Origin of the sequence: Mitsuaria sp. BK041 (assembly GCF_014193085.1) — a bacterium.
Classification (GTDB): Bacteria; Pseudomonadota; Gammaproteobacteria; order Burkholderiales; family Burkholderiaceae_C; genus Roseateles.
Genome location: NZ_JACHYT010000001.1, coordinates 2,518,411 through 2,535,500 on the forward strand (window position 1 = coordinate 2,518,411; position 17,090 = coordinate 2,535,500).

15 protein-coding genes are annotated in these 17,090 nt (G+C 69.7%); 5 read left to right on the top strand and 10 right to left on the bottom strand.

Annotated features, from left to right (window positions below):
* Positions 1 to 51: 51 nt before the first annotated feature.
* From FHT38_RS10625 to FHT38_RS10645, 5 genes are all read left to right on the top strand, one after another.
* Positions 52 to 1,026 (top strand): ABC transporter substrate-binding protein, encoded by a 975-nt coding sequence (locus FHT38_RS10625; RefSeq protein ID WP_091724714.1) that lies wholly within the window; start codon positions 52 to 54, stop codon positions 1,024 to 1,026.
* Entirely contained in the window at positions 1,026 to 2,546 is a 1,521-nt protein-coding gene (locus tag FHT38_RS10630; RefSeq protein ID WP_183491734.1) for a sugar ABC transporter ATP-binding protein, read from the top strand. The genes FHT38_RS10625 and FHT38_RS10630 overlap by 1 nt, the downstream gene beginning before the upstream one ends.
* A gap of 201 nt (positions 2,547 to 2,747) precedes the next feature.
* Positions 2,748 to 3,731: an ABC transporter permease gene (locus FHT38_RS10635; protein ID WP_183491735.1), complete on the top strand. Its 984-nt coding sequence runs from the start codon at positions 2,748 to 2,750 to the stop codon at positions 3,729 to 3,731.
* Positions 3,728 to 4,711 carry a galactofuranose ABC transporter, permease protein YjfF gene (yjfF, locus tag FHT38_RS10640; RefSeq protein ID WP_183479713.1) on the top strand — a complete coding sequence of 328 codons (984 nt, stop codon included), beginning with the start codon at positions 3,728 to 3,730 and terminating at the stop codon, positions 4,709 to 4,711. Before FHT38_RS10635 ends, yjfF begins: the two co-directional genes overlap by 4 nt.
* Positions 4,712 to 4,748: 37 nt before the next feature.
* Positions 4,749 to 5,738: a glycoside hydrolase family 43 protein gene (locus tag FHT38_RS10645; protein ID WP_183491736.1), complete on the top strand. Its 990-nt coding sequence runs from the start codon at positions 4,749 to 4,751 to the stop codon at positions 5,736 to 5,738.
* 21 nt (positions 5,739 to 5,759) lie between these two features.
* On the opposite strand, the gene FHT38_RS10650 is transcribed toward FHT38_RS10645, so the two are convergent.
* From FHT38_RS10650 to FHT38_RS10695, 10 genes are all read right to left on the bottom strand, one after another.
* The gene (locus tag FHT38_RS10650; protein ID WP_091724719.1) at positions 5,760 to 6,710 is read right to left on the bottom strand and encodes a LysR family transcriptional regulator; all 951 of its coding nucleotides are present in this window, start codon (positions 6,708 to 6,710) and stop codon (positions 5,760 to 5,762) included.
* A gap of 14 nt (positions 6,711 to 6,724) precedes the next feature.
* Positions 6,725 to 7,486 (bottom strand): FadR/GntR family transcriptional regulator, encoded by a 762-nt coding sequence (locus tag FHT38_RS10655; RefSeq protein WP_183479719.1) that lies wholly within the window; start codon positions 7,484 to 7,486, stop codon positions 6,725 to 6,727.
* A gap of 132 nt (positions 7,487 to 7,618) precedes the next feature.
* Positions 7,619 to 8,572 carry a family 43 glycosylhydrolase gene (locus FHT38_RS10660; protein ID WP_183491737.1) on the bottom strand — a complete coding sequence of 318 codons (954 nt, stop codon included), beginning with the start codon at positions 8,570 to 8,572 and terminating at the stop codon, positions 7,619 to 7,621.
* Positions 8,573 to 8,623: 51 nt separating this feature from the next.
* Entirely contained in the window at positions 8,624 to 10,243 is a 1,620-nt protein-coding gene (locus tag FHT38_RS10665) for an alpha-N-arabinofuranosidase (RefSeq protein ID WP_183491738.1), read from the bottom strand.
* A 1-nt stretch (position 10,244) separates the two neighbouring features.
* Positions 10,245 to 11,588 (bottom strand): extracellular solute-binding protein, encoded by a 1,344-nt coding sequence (locus FHT38_RS10670; protein WP_147240503.1) that lies wholly within the window; start codon positions 11,586 to 11,588, stop codon positions 10,245 to 10,247.
* Positions 11,588 to 12,424: a carbohydrate ABC transporter permease gene (locus FHT38_RS10675; protein ID WP_091724724.1), complete on the bottom strand. Its 837-nt coding sequence runs from the start codon at positions 12,422 to 12,424 to the stop codon at positions 11,588 to 11,590. The genes FHT38_RS10670 and FHT38_RS10675 overlap by 1 nt, the downstream gene beginning before the upstream one ends.
* Positions 12,421 to 13,347 carry a carbohydrate ABC transporter permease gene (locus FHT38_RS10680; protein ID WP_183491739.1) on the bottom strand — a complete coding sequence of 309 codons (927 nt, stop codon included), beginning with the start codon at positions 13,345 to 13,347 and terminating at the stop codon, positions 12,421 to 12,423. Before FHT38_RS10680 ends, FHT38_RS10675 begins: the two co-directional genes overlap by 4 nt.
* Complete coding sequence (locus FHT38_RS10685) at positions 13,344 to 14,435, bottom strand: ABC transporter ATP-binding protein (RefSeq protein WP_183491740.1); 1,092 nt, start codon at positions 14,433 to 14,435, stop codon at positions 13,344 to 13,346. Before FHT38_RS10685 ends, FHT38_RS10680 begins: the two co-directional genes overlap by 4 nt.
* A 71-nt stretch (positions 14,436 to 14,506) precedes the next feature.
* Positions 14,507 to 15,454, bottom strand: coding sequence for an arabinan endo-1,5-alpha-L-arabinosidase (locus FHT38_RS10690; RefSeq protein ID WP_183491741.1), 948 nt, complete (start codon positions 15,452 to 15,454; stop codon positions 14,507 to 14,509).
* Between the two features lie 104 nt (positions 15,455 to 15,558).
* Complete coding sequence (locus FHT38_RS10695) at positions 15,559 to 17,007, bottom strand: aldehyde dehydrogenase family protein (protein ID WP_183491742.1); 1,449 nt, start codon at positions 17,005 to 17,007, stop codon at positions 15,559 to 15,561.
* Positions 17,008 to 17,090 lie beyond the last annotated feature (83 nt).

The window sequence follows — 17,090 nt, forward strand, 5'->3', positions numbered from 1 at the left end:
GCCGGCCATCGGCGTGACCTCCACAGCAACATCAACGAGGAGACAACGACCATGAAGACGACGCGTCGTCATCTGCTGGCCATGGCCGCGCTCGGCCTGTCGCTGGCCGGCACCGCTTCCAGCGCCTTCGCCGCCGACAAGCCGCTCGTCCTGGGCTTCTCCCAGGTCGGCGCCGAGAGCGAATGGCGCACCGCCAACAGCAACTCCATCAAGGACGCCGCCAAGCAGGCCGGCATCACCCTCAAGTTCGCCGACGCCCAGCAGAAGCAGGAAAACCAGGTCAAGGCCATCCGCTCCTTCATCGCCCAGAAGGTCGACGTCATCGCCTTCTCCCCCGTCGTCGAATCCGGCTGGGACACCGTCCTGCGCGAAGCCAAGAACGCCAAGATCCCCGTCATCCTCACCGACCGCGCCGTCAAGGTCAGCGACCCCTCCCTCTACGTCACCTTCATCGGCTCCGACTTCGTCGAGGAAGGCCGCAAGGCCGGCCGCTGGCTCGTCGACTGGGCCAAGAAGAACGCCCCCACCGGCGAGGTCAACATCGTCGAGCTGCAGGGCACCGTCGGCTCCGCGCCCGCGCTCGACCGCAAGCGCGGCTTCGAGGAAATCATCCAGGCCGAGCCGCGCCTGAAGATCGTGCGCTCGCAGTCCGGCGACTTCACCCGCGCCAAGGGCAAGGAAGTCATGGAGGCCTTCCTCAAGGCCAAGGACAAGAAGATCCACGTCCTCTTCGCTCACAACGACGACATGGCCATCGGCGCCATCCAGGCCATCGAGGAAGCCGGCCTCAAACCCGCCAAGGACATCGCCATCGTCTCCATCGACGGCGTGCGCGGCGCCTTCCAGGCCATGGCCGCGGGCAAGCTCAACGTCACCGTCGAGTGCAACCCCATGCTCGGCCCGCAGCTCATGCAGCTGGCCAAGGATGTCGTCGCCGGCAAGCCGGTGGCCAAGCGCATCACGACCGAGGAAGGCGTCTTCACCGCCGACGTCGCGGCCAAGGAACTCCCCAACCGCAAGTACTGATGGACGCCCCGGCTCCGCTGCTCTCGCTCGCCGGCATCGACAAGGGCTTCCCCGGCGTGCAGGCCCTGTCCGGCGTCGGGCTGCGGCTCTTCGCCGGCGAAATCCACGCGCTGATGGGCCAGAACGGCGCCGGCAAGTCCACGCTGATCAAGGTCCTCACCGGCCTCTACGCGCCGGATGCCGGCCGCATCGAGCTCGGCGGCGCGCCCATCGCGCCGCGCTCCACCGCCGACGCGCAGGCGCTGGGCATCAGCACCGTCTACCAGGAGGTCAACCTCGTCCCTAACCTCTCGGTGGCGGAGAACCTCTTCATCGGCCGCTATCCGCGGCGCTGGGGCCAGATCGACTGGCGCCGCATGCGCGAGCGCTCGCGCCAGCTGCTGGCGGAACTGGAGCTCGACATCGACGTGGACGCGCCGCTGGCGCGCTACTCGCTGTCCATCCAGCAGATGGTGGCCATCGCGCGGGCGCTCAACATCTCGGCGCGCGTCCTCATCCTCGACGAGCCCACCTCCAGCCTCGACGAGGCCGCGGTCCAGCACCTGTTCCGCGTCATGCGCCGGCTGCGCGAGCAGGGCATGGCCCTGCTCTTCGTCACCCACTTCCTGGACCAGGTCTACGCCGTCTCCGACCGCATCACCGTCATGCGCAACGGCCGCACCGAGGGCGAGTACCTCGCCCGCGACCTCGGCCGGCTGGAACTGATCCAGAAGATGGTGGGCCCGCACGCCGCCTCGACGGCACCACCCGCGTCCTGCGCCCAGACCACCACGCCGGCCCTGACCACCCATGGCCTCGCCCGCCGCGGCGCCTTGCAGCCGCTGGACCTGGAAATCCGCGAGGGCGAGGTGCTGGGCCTGTGCGGCCTGCTGGGATCGGGCCGCACCGAGGCGGCGCGGCTGCTGTTCGGCGCCGACAGTGCCGACGCCGGCGACATCGAGATCGCCGGCCGGCGCCAACGCTTCGCGTCCCCTCGACAGGCCATCGCGAACGGCCTGGCCTTCTGCTCCGAGGACCGCAAGCTCGAGGGCGCGGTGCTGGCGCTCTCGGTCCGGGAGAACATCGTGCTCGCGCTGCAGGCGCGGCAGGGTTGGTGGCGAGCGATCCCGCTCAAGCGCCAGCAGGCGATTGCTGCTGACTACGTCCAGCGCCTGGGCATCAAGACGGCGGACATCGAGACGCCGATCGGTCTGCTCTCCGGCGGCAACCAGCAGAAGGCCTTGCTGGCCCGCTGGCTTCTGACGCAGCCGCGCCTCTTGATCCTGGACGAGCCGACGCGTGGCATCGACGTTCGCGCGAAGGAGGAGATCATGGACGAGGTTCGTCGCCTGTGTGCCGAGGGCAACGACGAGGACCGCCGCATGGCCGTGCTGTTCATTTCGTCCGAGCTCCCCGAGGTCCTGCGCTGCAGTGATCGCATCGTCGTCCTGCGCGACCGCCGCGCGATCGGCACCTACGAACGGGGCCAGCTCGACGAACGCTCGGTCCTCGAAGTGATCGCCGCCGATGGTCCTCGGTAGCAAAACCGTTGAAGGAAGGTGGTGGTTGGGGACGGCAGTGCGTGGGGTTTTGGCGCTTGCCGCCAAGGCCCCATGCACTGGCGGCCAACGCCCCGACCGCGGCAGTGAATGCCAGAGCGCATGAATCGAAAGACTCCCGTGACAGACGCCCTCCCCCTGAGCGCTCTCCCGACGCCAAAGCGTCGCCGCGTTTTCGCCGTCATGGCCGAGCACCCTCTGCTCCGCCCGATCGCCGCGCTGTTGATCCTGTTGCTGATCGACGTGATCCTGCTGCCCGGTTTCTGGCACCTCGAGATCAAGGACGGCCACCTGTACGGCCCGCTGATCGACATCCTGAACCGTGCTGCGCCCTTGATGCTGGCGGCCTTGGGCATGAGCCTGGTGATCGCGACGCGCGGGATCGACGTGTCGATCGGCGCGGTCGTGGCGATCGCCGCGACGGTGGCGGCGATGCTGGTCAACGGTGAGCAGCCCCTGGTGCTGGCCTATGGCGGCGCGCTGGGCGCCGCGCTGCTGTGCGGGGTCTGGAACGGCGTGCTGGTGGCCGGCCTGAAGCTGCAGCCGATCATCGCGACCCTGATCCTGATGGTGGCGGGCCGCGGCCTGGCGCAGCTGCTGTCGGACGGCCAGATCCTGACCGTCTACCGCGACGATTTCTTCGTGCTGGGCGGCGGCTACCTGCTGGGACTGCCGGTGTCGCTGTGGGTGGTGGCGGCCCTCTCGCTTGCCACCATCGCGCTGCTGCGCAAGACCGCGCTGGGCCTGTTCATCCAGGCCGTGGGCCTCAACCCGGTCGCATCGCGCCTGGCGGGCCTGCGCACCGCGACGCTGATCTTCGGCACCCATGTCTTCGCCGCCGGCTGCGCGGGCCTGGCCGGCCTGATGATCGCGTCCAACATCAAGAGCGCCGACGCCAACAACGCCGGCCTGCTGCTGGAGCTCGACGCCATCCTGGCCGTGACGCTGGGTGGCGCCTCGCTGGCCGGCGGCCGCTACCACCTGGCCGGCGCGCTCATCGGCGCCCTGATCATCCAGACCTTGACGACGACGATCTACTCGCTGGGCGTGCCGCCCGAGGTGAACATGGTGGTCAAGGCCATCGTCGTGTTCCTGCTCTGCATCCTGCAATCGAGCGAGCTGCAGCCAATGCTGCGCCAGCTCGCCCCGCGCGGAGGCGCCCGATGACTCCCCTCGTCCTCTTCCAGCGCTGGCTCCGCCAACCCGCCTTCAGCGCGCAGGTCACCGTCGTGCTGCTGCTCGCGCTGATCGCCGCCGGCGGCGCCCACTACACCGGCTTCGCCGCGCCGCAGGTGATGCTCAACCTCATCATCGACAACGCCTACCTGCTGGTGCTGGCCGTCGGCATGAGCCTGGTGATCCTGTCGGGCGGCATCGACCTGTCGGTCGGCGCGGTGCTGGCGCTGGCCACGACCGTCGCCGCCTGGCTGCTGCATCACGCGCACTGGCCGGCCTGGGCCGTCATCGCGCTCGTGCTCGGCGGCGGCGCGGCCTTCGGCGTGCTGCAGGGCGCGCTCATCCATGCGTTCCGGCTGCAGCCCTTCATCGTGACGCTGGCCGGCATGTTCCTCGCGCGCGGCCTGTGCTACCTGATCAGCGTCGATTCGATCACCATCGAGGATCCCACCTTCGTGCTGGTGTCCCAGACGCAATGGGCGGTGCCCGGCGGCTTCATCTCGCCCAGCGCCGCCATCGCGGTGGCGGTGCTGGTGGCGGGGATCTGGCTGGCGCACCGCAGCGCCTTCGGGCGCGCCGTCTACGCGCTGGGCGGCAACGAGCAGTCGGCGCTGATGATGGGCCTGCCGGTCGGGCGCACCAAGCTGATGGTGTACGGCCTGAGCGGCCTGTGCGCCGCCCTCGCCGGCCTGCTCTTCGCGTTCTACATGCTCAGCGGCTACGGCCTGCATGCGCAGGGCGCGGAGCTGGACGCGATCGCCGCGGTGGTCATCGGCGGCACGATGCTCAGCGGCGGCTATGGCTACGTCGCCGGTGCGCTGTCGGGCGTGCTGGTGCTGGGAGTGATCCAGACGCTGATCGCCTTCGACGGCACGCTCAGCTCCTGGTGGACCAAGATCGTCATCGGCGCGCTGCTGTTCGTGTTCTGCGTCGTGCAGCGCCTGCTGGCGCGGCCCGCGGGCCAGGCTTGAGCGGGCGTCCGACTTCAACCCTTCGATTGCTTCCCGCATGAATCCCTCCGCGTTCAGGTCCTGCCTCGCGGCCGCGCTGGTCGCCGCCCTCGCGATCACCGCCGCGCCGGCGCGCGCCGCCAACCCGCTCTTCCCCCAGCTCTACACCGCCGATCCCGCGGTGCTGGTCGACCAGGGCCGCGTCTATCTCTACGTCGGCCATGACGAAGCCAAGCCCGATGGCAAGGACTTCGTGATGAACGAATGGCGGGTTTATTCCAGCTGCGACCTGATGCGCTGGACCGACCACGGCTCGCCGATGAAGGCGCTGGACTTCAAGTGGGCCAAGGGCCGCGCCTGGGCCTCGGACATCACTCGCCGGGTGGTCGACGGCAAGCCGACCTACTTCTTCTACACGACCGTCGAGCATGCGACGGTCCCCGGCTTCGCCATCGGCGTCGCCAGCTCGGACAGCCCCACCGGTCCCTTCAAGGATGCGCGCGGCTCCGCCCTGGTCACCAACGACATGACCACCCAGACCGACATCGCCTGGGACGACATCGACCCGGCCGTGTTCGTCGACGACGACGGCCAGGCCTACCTCTACTTCGGCAACACGGTGCTGAAGGTCGCGAAGCTGGCGCCGTCGATGACGGCGTTGGCCGGCCCCATCGACGTCGTGCCGGTCAAGGACTTCACCGAGGCGTCCTACCTGCACAAGCACGGCGCGACCTACTACCTGTCCTACTCGCAGCATTTCCCCGAGGAGACGGCGTACATGACCGGCCCGTCGGCCACCGGCCCGTGGACGCCGCGCGGCGTGATCATGGCGAAGAACGCAGGGACGCCGACGATCCATCAGGCGATCTTCGAATTCAACGGCAAGAGCTACATCGCGTATCACAACGCCAAGCTGCCCGGTGGCGGCGAGTTCCGCCGCTCCGTCGCCATCGAGGAACTGCACTACAACCCGGACGGCACGATCCGCTTCATCCCGCAGACCGATGCCGGCCCCGCCGCGAATCCCTCGCCGGGTTGCCGGGGCTGAGCCCCTCGGCCCGTCAGCGTCTCAGCGCGCGTAGAGCTCCCTGGCGACGCCGCGCACCTCCTGCAGCAGCGTCCGCGCCCCGGGCGACAGCAGGTGCCCCTCGCGCGTGATGATGCCGAACGCGTCCATGCTGCAGGGCAGCTCGATCGGCAGGATCGCCAACGCCTTCAGCGAGGCGTAGTAGCGCGCCACCTCGATGGGCATCACATGCAGCGCGTCGGTCTGCTGCAGCAGCGCCGTGATCACCAGCAGCGCCGTCGTGTCGACGGCATCGGCCGGCGGCTCGATCGCGGCGCGCCGGAACATCTGCTCCCAGCGATGCCGCAGCACGCTGCCGGGCGGCGGCAGGATCCAGGCCTGGGTGGCCAGGTCGGCCAGCGACAGGTCGTCGCGCAGCAGCAGCGGATGCCCGATCCGGGCGACGGCGCAGGCCGGCTCGCCGCTGAGCTCCTCGTACTGCAGGCCCGACACGCTGTCCTCCTCGAGGATGCGGCCGATCATGAAGTCGAGCACGCCGCGCTGGAGCTGGTCCAGCAGCACCTTGCTGGTCTCCATCTGCACGCCGATGCGCAGCAGCGGCGCCTGCGCCTTGACCCGCGCGATCGCGCGCGGCAGCAGCGACATGCCCGGCGTCATGATCACGCCGACCTCGACCTGCCCGGTCAGGCCCTTCTTGAGCGCGACGATGTCGTCATGCGCCGCCGCCAGGCTGGTCAGCGCCATGCGCGCGTGCCGGATCATGGTCTCGCCGAACAGCGTCGGCTCCATGCCGCGCGGCAGGCGCTCGAAGAGCTTGACCTCCAGCATGTCCTCCAGGTCCTTGAGCTGCTTGGACGCGGCGGGCTGGGTCATGCACAGCGCCTCCGAGGCGCGGTGGATGTTGCGGTGGTCGTCCAGCGCGATGAGCAGCAGCAGCTGCCGCGTCTTCAGCCGCGCGCGGAGGAACCAGTTGGGATTGGGAGCGTCGTCCATCGCGTCGGGGTCGGTCAGGCCAGGTCCACGATGCCCTTGGCGGAGAGCACGTTGCTCAGGTCGTCGCCGGTTTCCTGCAGCTGCACCAGCGTGGCCTGGCGCGCGCCCAGCGGGTCGCGATTGCGGATCGCCGTCAGGATGGCCTGGTGGCGCGGCAGCGAGAGCTCGTGGGTGTTGGGCAGCTGGCTGCTCAGCAGGATGGATTCACGCAGCGCCAGCGACAGCATGTTGCCGATGTAGGCCATCAGGTCGTTGTTGGTGGCCTCGGCGATGTGGCGGTGGAAGGCCAGGTCGGGCTCGAGCAGTTCCTCGGTGTCGGTGGCCGCGGCCATGCCGTCGAAGGCTTCCTCGATGCGATGGAGCTGGTCCGGCGTCGCGGCCTTGGCGGCCAGCGCGGCGGCGGCCGGCTCGAACACCCGCCTCACCTCCATCAGCGTGTTCAGGAACTCCGTCTGCGGCTTGGACTGGATCAGCCAGTACAGCACGTCCGGGTCGAGCAGATGCCATTCGTTGCGCGGGCGCACGATCGCGCCGGCGCGCTGGCGCGACACCACCAGCCCCTTGGCCACCAGCACCCGGATGGCCTCGCGCAGCACCGGCCGGCTGATTTCGTAACGGTCCAGCAGCTGCTGCTCGGGCGGCAGGCGGTCGCCGGGGCCGAGCTCGCCCGAGACGATCGCCAGGCCCAGCTCGCTGACGATGCGGCCGTGCTGGCTCTTGCCCTCGGCGCGGCGGGAGCGCGGGCTGTAGGTCGAATGATCGGCGCGGGTCTTCATATCGGGCGGCAGGCTATCACGGGCGGCCGGCCGGGAGACTCGCGACAAATCCTCCCTTGGCGGGCGGCGCGAGGCGTTGCAGGCAGCCACCCTGGCGCAGCGCCGGCCGCCGCCTCGCGCATCGACCTGTCGTCATGCGTCCACCGCCTGCACCGGCCCGTCGGGCTGCGGCTGGCCGAAGTCTGGCAACCCGTCCGCGCGCCAGCCGAAGGGCTGCACGCGCGCATGGCGGTTGGGATCGTGCAAGGGGTCGCCGACGATGTCGCGATAGCCGCGCGCGTGGTAGACCAGCAGGTCGGTGCGGCCGTCCAGCGTGGTGGTGAAGCTGTTGTGGCCCGGACCGTACTGGCCGTTGGCGCTGGCGAAGACCGGCGTCGGCGACTTGTGCCAGACCGACGGATCGAGCAGATCCGCCTGGGCATCGGCCCACACCAGCCCCATGCAATAGTTCGCGTCGGTCGCCGCGGCCGAGTAGGCGACCAGCACGCGGCCGAAACGCTGCAGCACCGCCGGCCCCTCGTTGACGGCGAAGCCCACGCGCTCCCACGGCAACACGGCCTCGCTGATCAGGGTCGGCGCGCTCTTGAGCGTCCAGGCATTGGCCAGCGTGGCCAGGTAGAGATTGGTCTTGCCCTGCCGCGCGCGATCCGCTTCCGCCCAGCACAGGTACTGCTCGCCGCCATGGCGGAAGGTCGTCGCGTCCAGCGCGAAGTCGTCCAGCGGCGTGTGGATCTGACCGCGTTCGATCCATTCGCCCTGCGTGGGATCGGCATGTGCGTTCTCCAGCACATGCATGCGGATCTTCCAGATGTCGTCGCGCTCGCCGCCGGCGAAGTAGATCAGCCAGCGGCCGTCGACGCGATGGAGCTCGGGCGCCCAGATGTGCCAGCTCGCCGGCCCCTGCGCATGGCGGGTCCAGACGATCCGCGGCGTTGCCTCGGGCAGGTCCTCGATGCGTGCGGCGCTGCGCAGCTCGATCGCGTCGAAGCCCGGCACCGAGGCGGTGAACCAGTAGCGCCCGTCGTGCAGCGACAGGTGGGGATCGGCGCGTTGGGAAATCAGCGGATGGGACCAGTTCAGCGACATGGGAGCGACAGGAGGAAGGAGGAGGATCGGCGACCGCCGGGCAGCCGGTGATCAGCGGGGACGAAGGACGATCACGTTCCAGGACGCGGGCCGGAGCGTCGCGCGCAGCGTGTCGCCATCGACGCAGATGCCGCCTAGCGCGCGCGGCTGGAAGCGGTCCGGCAGGTCGACGGTGTTGGTGGCGTGGAGGTCCAGGTCGTGGAGCTCCCAGGCTTCGCCGAGCGCCAGGCCGGCGTCGCCGCCCAGGCCCTGCAGCGCGACCGCGAGGTCCATGGGCGCGGCCAGGTGACGGTTCAGCGCGAAGACCGCAAGCGTGCCGTCGTCCTCGTTCCAGACGACGCTGGCCACCAGGTAGGGCAGCTCGCCTTCCTTGACATGAGGATAGGTCGGCGACGCGATCGACGGCCGCAGCACGGTGCCGCGCCCGAAGCGCGAGGCCAGCGCGAAGGGCCAGAAGATGGTCTGCCGCCAGGCCGGGCCGCCGGGCTCGGTCATGATGGGCGCGATCACGTTGACCAGCTGCGCCAGGCAGGCCACCTTCACCCGGTCCGCATGGTTCATCAGCATGCACAGCATGCCGCCGACCAGCAGCGCGTCCTCGACGGTGTAGACCTCCTCGAGCAAGCGCGGCGCCTCGGGCCAGCCGCCCTGCTTCAGGTGATGGCCGTGCCGCGCGCGGTACCAGACGTTCCACTCGTCGAAGCTCAGCATCAGCCGCTTCTTCGAACGCCGCCGCGCGGCGACCGCATCGGCGATCGCGACGGTCGCCTCGATGTAGCGCGCGTTGGTCTCGATCTGGGCGAAGAAGCTCTCGGTGCTGGTGTCCGCACCGGGCGGCAGCACGCCGTCCGGCGCGAAGGGCTTCACGAAGTAGCTGTGCAGCGAGACGAAGTCGACCTCGTCATGGCAATGCGACAGCACGCGGTCCTCCCACTCGCCATAGGTCGGCATGTCGAAGGCCGACGAGCCGCAGGCCGCCAGCTCGATGCCGGGCTGCAGCATGCGCATCAGCTTGGCGGTCTCCTGCGCGAGGCGCCCATACTCGTCCGGCGTCTTGCGGCCGATCTGCCAAGGGCCGTCCATCTCGTTGCCCAGGCACCAGAGCGGGATCCGATGCGGCGGCTCGACGCCGTGCGCGCGGCGCCGTTCCGACAGCTCCGTCCCGCCGGGATGGCAGCAGTACTCGAGGTAGCGGCGCGCATCGTCCATGCCGCGCGTGCCGAGGTTGACGCCGAACATCGGGCTCAGGTCGAGTTCCTCGCACCAGGCCATGAACTCGTTGGTGCCGACCTGGTTGGTCTCGGTCGAGTACCACGCCAGGTCCAGCCGGCGCGGCCGCTGGTCCCGCGGCCCGACGCCATCCTCCCAGTCGTAGCCCGACATGAAGTTGCCGCCCGGATAACGGACCAGCGTGACGCCCAACTCCTTCACCAGCGCCTTCACGTCGCCGCGGAAGCCCTGTTCATCGGCGGTCGGGTGACCCGGCTCGAAGATCCCGGTGTAGACACAGCGGCCCAGGTGCTCGACGAAGGCGCCGAAGAGGCGACGATCGAGCGCGCCGATGGCGAAGTCGCGGTGCACCGTCAGCGTGGCCGGGAAGCCCTCGCCCGCGGCGCCCGGCGATGCGGTGCCGTCGCGGGCGCCGGCAGCAGCGGCATTCGGGAACGTCATCTCAGCGCCTCACCTTCTTCAAGGCCTTGTTGACCTGCTTCTCGACGTCGTCCTGCACCTCGGCGATGGGCTTGCCGGATACCAGCAGGTTGCTCACGTCCTCGCCGATCAGCAGCTCGACCGCCCGCTGCGTCGGCACGCTGCTGGGCATGGACGCGCCGGTGCGGGTGATCTCGGCCAGGTTCTCGCGGAACGGCAGCGCGCGGAAGGCCGCGCTCTGCGCCACCGAGCGCCGCACCGGCAGATGGCCGGTGCGCGCCCATTCGGCGCTGCGCTGCCAGATGAACTGGAGCAGCTTGAGTGCCGCCGCATGCTGCTCCGGCGTGGCGGCGCCACCCTTGAACAGCGCCCAGCTGTGACCGTCGGCGAAGACCGCCGGCCGCTGGTACAGCTGCGGGAACGGCACGACGGTGTAGCCGCCCTTGAGCGGCGACTCGGGCTTGCGGGCCTCGCGCAGGAACTGGTCGATCGTCCAGGTGCCGACCACCACGACACCGGCCTCGCCGTTGAGGAAGGCCTGGTTGGCCGCGCCGTAGTCGAGGTTGGGCTTCACATGCCCCTCGGCATAGAGCCGCTGCATCAGCGACAGCGCATTGACCACCTGCGGCTGGTGCATGTCGATGCGCCGGCCGTCGTCGCTGAACAGCTTCGTGTCCTGCTGCGCGATCAGCGTCTGGAAGGTGCGGTTGGTCGCCGCCGTCTCCTTCACGATCGCCCAGGCAAACAGCGGCTTGCCGGTCCGCTGCTTGAATTGGCGCGCCATCGCGAGCAACTCGTCCGGCGAATGCGGCAGGCGCGGCTTGCCATCCGCGCCCATCAGGCCGGCCTGGCCCATCAGCGTGGTGTTGATGTGCCACAGCCAGGCCCAGGTGTCGAAGGGGAGCGCGTAGATCTGGCCGTTCAGCGTCACGCCGCGGCGGGCATGGTCGGTGAAGTCGTTCACGTCGATGCCCAGTGCCGGCAGCGACGCATCCAGCGGCTCGATCAGGCGGCGGCGAACGTAGTCGCCGAGCGCCGATTCGTGCATCACCGCCACCGTCGGGATGTCCTTGGCCACCAGACGCGCGGTCAGTTGGTCGTAGTACGGCGCCCACTCGGCCGTCTGCGTCTTCACGCGGATGCCGTCGGTGTTGGTGGCGTTGAACTCGTTGACCATCGCGGTCACGATGCCGCATTCGCCCACGCCCTGGCTCGCGTCGTTCACCGCGCCGAACTTGGCGTCGCAGCTGCCGAAGAAACGCATCAGCGTGATCTCGGTCTTGGGCGCGGGCTCGGCGTGGTTGTCGCCGCAACCGGCCAGCACCGCCGCGCCGGCCAGCATGACCATGAACAGGGAGCGCTTCATCACGACCGCCCCGTTCCCGCGACGGCGGTCACCAGATGCTTCTGGAAGAAGAGATAGATCATCAGCACCGGGGCGCCGGCGAAGACCGCCTGCGCCATCAGGAAGCCCAATCCCTCCGACTGGGCGAAGTTGGTCTGCGTGGAGGCCAGGCCCCGCGTCAAGGTGTACATCTCCGGCTTGGTCGCGATGACCAACGGCCAGAGGTAATCGTTCCAGCACGCCAGGAAGGTGAAGATGCCCAGCGTCGCCTGCGCCGGCAGCGTCAGCGGCAGCACCACCTTGAAGAAGGTCTTGAAGCGCGAGGCGTTGTCCAGCATCGCCGCCTCCTCCAGGTCGATCGGGACGGCCTTGAAGTACTGCGTCATCAGGAAGACCCCGAACGGCGCGGCCAGTCCCGGCAGCGCCAGCCCGGCGTAGGTGTTCTGCAGGCCCCAGTCGGAGAACAGCCGGTGCAGCGGGATGAAGACGCTCTGCGAGGGCACGGCCAGGCCGAAGAGCACCAGCGGGAACAGCCAGCGCCGGCCCGGGAACTCGCAGCGCGCGAAGCCGTAACCCGCCAGCGAGGACAGCACCAGCACGCCCAGCGTCTGCAGCGCCGCCACCAGCGCGCTGTTGCCCAGCCAGCGGAACACCGCCGAGGTCTGCAGGATGTCGGCGTAGTTGGCCAGGGTGTAGGGCGGGGCCAGGAAGACGTCGGTGCGGACCATCAGCAACTCGTTGGGCTTGAACGAGAGCGCCAGCACCCACAGCAGCGGCAGCATCCACAACGCGGCCAGCAGCACCAGCGCGGCCATCACCGCGCGGTCGAACCAGCCCTTGCGCAACATCGGGGTCATCGACGCGCTCCTTGCGCGGCTTCGCGCCGCTCCAGCCACATCTGCACGCTGACGCCGACCAGCATCACCGCCAGCAGGACCTGCGACGCGGCGGTGGCGTAGCCCAGCGAGAGCTGCATGAAGGCCTGCTCGTAGATGAACTGCACGATCGGCCGGGTGGTGTTGTTGGGGCCGCCGTTGGTCATGAGCATGATCTGCGGGAAGACCTGGAACTGGCGGATCACCTCGATGACGGCCACCAGCGCGACCGTGCGCTTGAGCGCCGGCAAGGTGACATGCGTCAAGGTGCGCCAGCGGCTGGCGTTGTCCAGCGCGGCGGCCTCGTAGACGTCGGACGGGATCTGCTGCAGCGCCGAGAGGAACAGCATCATCGGCAGGCCGATGATCCACCACACCGTCACCAGCGCGAGCGTGGGCAGGGCCAGCAGGTCGCTGGTGAGCCAGGGCAGTTGCGGCAGGCCAAGCGCGGCGCTGCCCTGCGCGATCAGGCCGCGCTCGGGCATCAGGGCGAGTTGCCACACCAGCGTGATCAGCGTGACGGAGAAGACGCTGGCGCAGAAGAACACGGCGCGCAGGAAGGCGGCCAGCTTGCCCGGCCGGTTCAGAGCCAGCGCCAGCATCAGCGACAGGCCGACGAAGACCGGCACGCTCAGCAGCACGAAGCGGATCGTGTTCCAGACGACCTGGTGGAAGACGTCGTCGGCGAGCAGCTCGCGGTAGTTCTGCCAGCCGATGAAGAAGCTGTCGTTGGACAGCAGGTCGTGGTCGTGGAAGCTGATGAACCAGCCCTTGGCCAAGGGCCAGAGCAGCAGCAGCGCGTAGACGGCGACGAAGGGCAGCACGAACAGCGCATGCGCCGGGCGCGAGGCGCGAAGGCCCACCGCCGCGCGCGTCCCCGCACCGCTCGGGACCTCTGGACTCATGCCGCCGCTCCCTGCGCCGACGCGTGGTGCGCCAGTCCCTGCTTGTCGAAGAGATGCGCCTCATCCATCGCGAGTTCCAGCTGCACCGTCTCCCCGGCCGCCGGCGACACGCCCGCCACCGTGGCGATCGCCCGCGTGCCGTCAACCAGCCGGACATGCGCCAGGGTCCGTTCGCCCAGGAACTCGACCATCTCCACCTGCGCCGGCAGCGGACCGCGCGCCGCGGTGACGAGGTGCTCGGGACGGATGCCGAGCGTGAGCTCGCTGCCCGGTACCGCCGCCTCGACCAGCGTCCCGATCTCCTGGCCGCCCGGCAGCTCGACCACCGCCCGTCCCTGCCGATCGGCCAGCCGCCGCACCGGGATGAAGTTCATCCCCGGTGTGCCGATGAACCCAGCCACGAAGCGCGTCGCCGGCCGGCGGTAAAGCTCCGCCGGCGGCGCGACCTGCTCGATGCGGCCGGCATTCATCACCACGATGCGGGTGGCCAGCGTCATGGCCTCGATCTGGTCGTGGGTGACGAAGACCATGGTCGCGCCCAGGCGCCGGTGCAGCTGCGCCAGCTCCAGCCGCGTGCGGCCGCGCAGCGCCGCATCCAGGTTGGACAGCGGCTCGTCGAACAGGAAGATCGCCGGCTCCTTCACCACCGCGCGGCCGATCGCCACGCGCTGCCGCTGACCGCCGGACAGCTGCCCCGGCTTGCGCGCCAGCAGCGCGTCGAGCTCCAGCATCCGCGCCGCTTCCTGGATGCGGCGGTCGATCTCGGCCTCGGTCAGCTTGATGTTGCGCAGGCCGAAGGCCAGGTTGTCGCGCACCGTCATGTGCGGATACAGCGCGTAGTGCTGGAACACCATGGCCAGCTGCCGCAGGCCCGGCGCCGCGTGGGTGACGTCCTGCCCGCCGATCAGGATGCGTCCGGCCGTCACTTCCTCCAGCCCGGCGATCATGCGCAGCAGGCTGGTCTTGCCGCAGCCCGACGGGCCGAGGAACACGATGAACTCGCCCGGCGCCACGTCGAGCGACAGGTCGGGGATGACCTGCACCGCGCCATAGCGCTTGCCGATCTGCTCCAGCTTGAGGGCTGCCAACGGAATGTCTCCTGAATCCTGGTGGGAAGGCCAGGGATCGTGTCGATCTTCTCCGGCCGCATGAAATTCGCCTACAGCTGGGGCCAGCCGTCCTCGGTCCAGCGCAGCGCGTCGATGCGCAGCTTGGGTTTGCCGCCGTCCTCGGCGTCATAGGCGTGACGCACGATCCAGCGGCCGGCCACGTCCTGGTGGCCCGGACCGATCCAGCGCCCGGCGCCCTGCTCCACCACCGTGCCGCCGCCGTCCAGCATCGCCCGGCCGTCGCGGTCGAGGAAAGGCCCCAGCGCCGAGCGCGCGCGGCCGACGCGGATGTTGTAGGTGCTGGCCGTGCCGCGGCAGCAGAAGTCGTGCGAGGCGAACAGGTAGATCCACTCGCCACGCCGCACGATGGTCGGCGCCTCGATCGCGTCGCCGCGGCCCACGCCGTCCTTGCCGCGGCCGCGCGCGATGAAGCGCGTCGGCCCGGTCGGCCGCATCGTGGCGGGGTCGAACTCCACCAGGCGGAGTCCGCCCCAGAAGGAGCCGTAGCTCAGCCACAGCCGGCCATCGCCGCCCGCCGCGCGGTCATCGATGAACAGGTCGGGATCGATCGCATTGAAGTCGTCGCCCTCGACGCTCTTCACGACCAGGCCCTCGTCGCGCCACGGCCCGTCCAGCGACACGCTGCTCGTCAGGCCGATCGCCGAGCGGTTCTTGCCGAAGGTCGAGATCGAGTACAGCAGCCAGTAGCGCCCCTGCAGCGCGAAGACCTTGGGCGCCCAGACGTCCAGCCCGCGATGCGCGGGCACGGCCTCGGCCCACCAGGCCGGCGCCTGCTGGAGCGCCGGCGCCAGGCGCGACCAGCGGCGGCCGTCCTCCGAGCGCAGGTGCTGGATGCCGTTGCCCGTGGTGAAGACGTGCAGCACGCCGTCGCGCTCGATCAGCGTCGGGTCATGCGCGCCGGGGGCGAGCTCCGCCGCTTGCCGGTCGCCGCCCGACGACACGCCGGACGGCGCGATGGCCGCGCAGCCCGCCGTCAACGCCGCTGCGAGCGAGACCGTCAGCGCAACGCTGGCCGCCTGCGCGAGCGAAGCCCGACGCGCAGGTCGATGCGGACGATGACGGGGCTGCGCGCCTTGCATGGTCAGCCGGCGAAGGTGTAGGCGGTCTTGACCGTCGTGTAGAACTCGCGGGCATGGGCGCCCTGCTCGCGCGGCCCATAGCTCGAGCCCTTCGTGCCGCCGAAAGGCACGTGGTAATCGACGCCGGCGGTCGGCAGGTTGACCATCACCATCCCGGCCTGCGCATGCAGCTTGAAGTGGCTCGCATGCTTCAGCGACCGGGTGCAGATGCCGGCGGACAGGCCGAACTCGGTGTCGTTGGCCAGCGCCAACGCCTCGTCGTAGTCGCGCACCCGCACGACGTTGGCCACCGGGCCGAAGACTTCCTCGCGACTGATCGTCATCGCGTTGGTCGTGCCGGTGATCAGCGCCGGGCGCTGGTAGAAGCCCTTCGTCTCGCGCTCGACCACATCGCCGCCGAAGGCGAGCGTGCCGCCCTCCCGCTGCGCGATGTCGACGTAGCGCAGGTTCTGCTCGAGCTGACGCTGGTCGACCACCGGGCCGATGTCGGTGCCGGCCTTGAGCGCGTGGTCGATCTTCAGCGTGCCCAGCTTGGCGACGACCGCCTCGACGAAGCGGTCGTGGATGCCCTCGGTGACGAGGATGCGGCTCGACGCGGTGCAGCGCTGGCCGGTCGAGAAGAAGGCGCTCTGCACGGCCGAGTTCACGGCCACGTCCAGGTCGGCGTCGTCGAGCACGACCAGCGGATTCTTGCCGCCCATCTCGGCCTGCACCTTGGCCTGGCGCGCAGCGCAGGCGGCGATGATGCGGCGGCCGGTGCCCACCGAGCCGGTGAAGCTGATGGCCTTGACGCGCGGCGAGTCGACCAGCGTCTGCCCGACCTGCGAGCCCGCGCCCATCACCAGGTTGAAGACGCCCTTGGGCAGCGCGGTGCGCGACAGGATGTCCGCCAGCGTCCAGCCGCAGCCCGGCACCAGCTCCGCCGGCTTGAAGACCACCGTGTTGCCGTAGGCCAGCGCCGGCGCGATCTTCCAGGCGGGGATCGCGATCGGGAAGTTCCACGGCGCGATCAGGCCGACGACGCCCACGGGCTGGCGCAGCACGTCCACCGACACGCCGGGACGCACCGAGGCCACCGTCTCGCCGCCGCAGCGCAGCGCCTCGGCGGCGAAGAACTTGAAGATCATCGCGGCGCGGTGCGTCTCGCCCATGCCCTCGGGCAGCGTCTTGCCTTCCTCGCGCGACAGCAGCCGGCCGATCTCCTCGCGGCGCGCCAGCAGCTCGTTGCCGACCGCGTCCAGCACGTCGAAGCGCTGCTGCGGCGTGCTCGCCGCCCATGCGGGGAACGCGGCCTGCGCCGCGGCGATGGCGGCCTCGGTCTGCGCGGCGTCGGCCTGCGCGTACAGCCCGATCACGTCGCTGGTGTCCGACGGATTGATGTTGGGCCGCTGGTCCACGCCGGCGACCCATTCGCCGGCGATGTAGTTCTTGAATTCAGGGATGGCGCTCATGACGGTCCTTGCTGACCCGGCGTCGCCCGCGGCCTTACGCGCCTCTGGGCGGCTCTGGTCGGGTCTCGGCGGGTCTGGAAGTG

Bases quoted from the DNA above. Each gene is read 5' to 3' on its own strand.
- FHT38_RS10680 (WP_183491739.1), bottom strand. From the start codon at position 13,347: ATGAGTCCAGAGGTCCCGAGCGGTGCGGGGACGCGCGCGGCGGTGGGC.
- FHT38_RS10695 (WP_183491742.1), bottom strand. From the start codon at position 17,007: ATGAGCGCCATCCCTGAATTCAAGAACTACATCGCCGGCGAATGGGTC.
- FHT38_RS10655 (WP_183479719.1), bottom strand. From the start codon at position 7,486: ATGAAGACCCGCGCCGATCATTCGACCTACAGCCCGCGCTCCCGCCGC.
- FHT38_RS10660 (WP_183491737.1), bottom strand. From the start codon at position 8,572: ATGTCGCTGAACTGGTCCCATCCGCTGATTTCCCAACGCGCCGATCCC.
- FHT38_RS10665 (WP_183491738.1), bottom strand. From the start codon at position 10,243: ATGACGTTCCCGAATGCCGCTGCTGCCGGCGCCCGCGACGGCACCGCA.
- yjfF (WP_183479713.1), top strand. From the start codon at position 3,728: ATGACTCCCCTCGTCCTCTTCCAGCGCTGGCTCCGCCAACCCGCCTTC.
- FHT38_RS10670 (WP_147240503.1), bottom strand. From the start codon at position 11,588: ATGAAGCGCTCCCTGTTCATGGTCATGCTGGCCGGCGCGGCGGTGCTG.
- FHT38_RS10645 (WP_183491736.1), top strand. From the start codon at position 4,749: ATGAATCCCTCCGCGTTCAGGTCCTGCCTCGCGGCCGCGCTGGTCGCC.
- FHT38_RS10675 (WP_091724724.1), bottom strand. From the start codon at position 12,424: ATGACCCCGATGTTGCGCAAGGGCTGGTTCGACCGCGCGGTGATGGCC.
- FHT38_RS10630 (WP_183491734.1), top strand. From the start codon at position 1,026: ATGGACGCCCCGGCTCCGCTGCTCTCGCTCGCCGGCATCGACAAGGGC.
- FHT38_RS10635 (WP_183491735.1), top strand. From the start codon at position 2,748: ATGGCCGAGCACCCTCTGCTCCGCCCGATCGCCGCGCTGTTGATCCTG.
- FHT38_RS10625 (WP_091724714.1), top strand. From the start codon at position 52: ATGAAGACGACGCGTCGTCATCTGCTGGCCATGGCCGCGCTCGGCCTG.
- FHT38_RS10650 (WP_091724719.1), bottom strand. From the start codon at position 6,710: ATGGACGACGCTCCCAATCCCAACTGGTTCCTCCGCGCGCGGCTGAAG.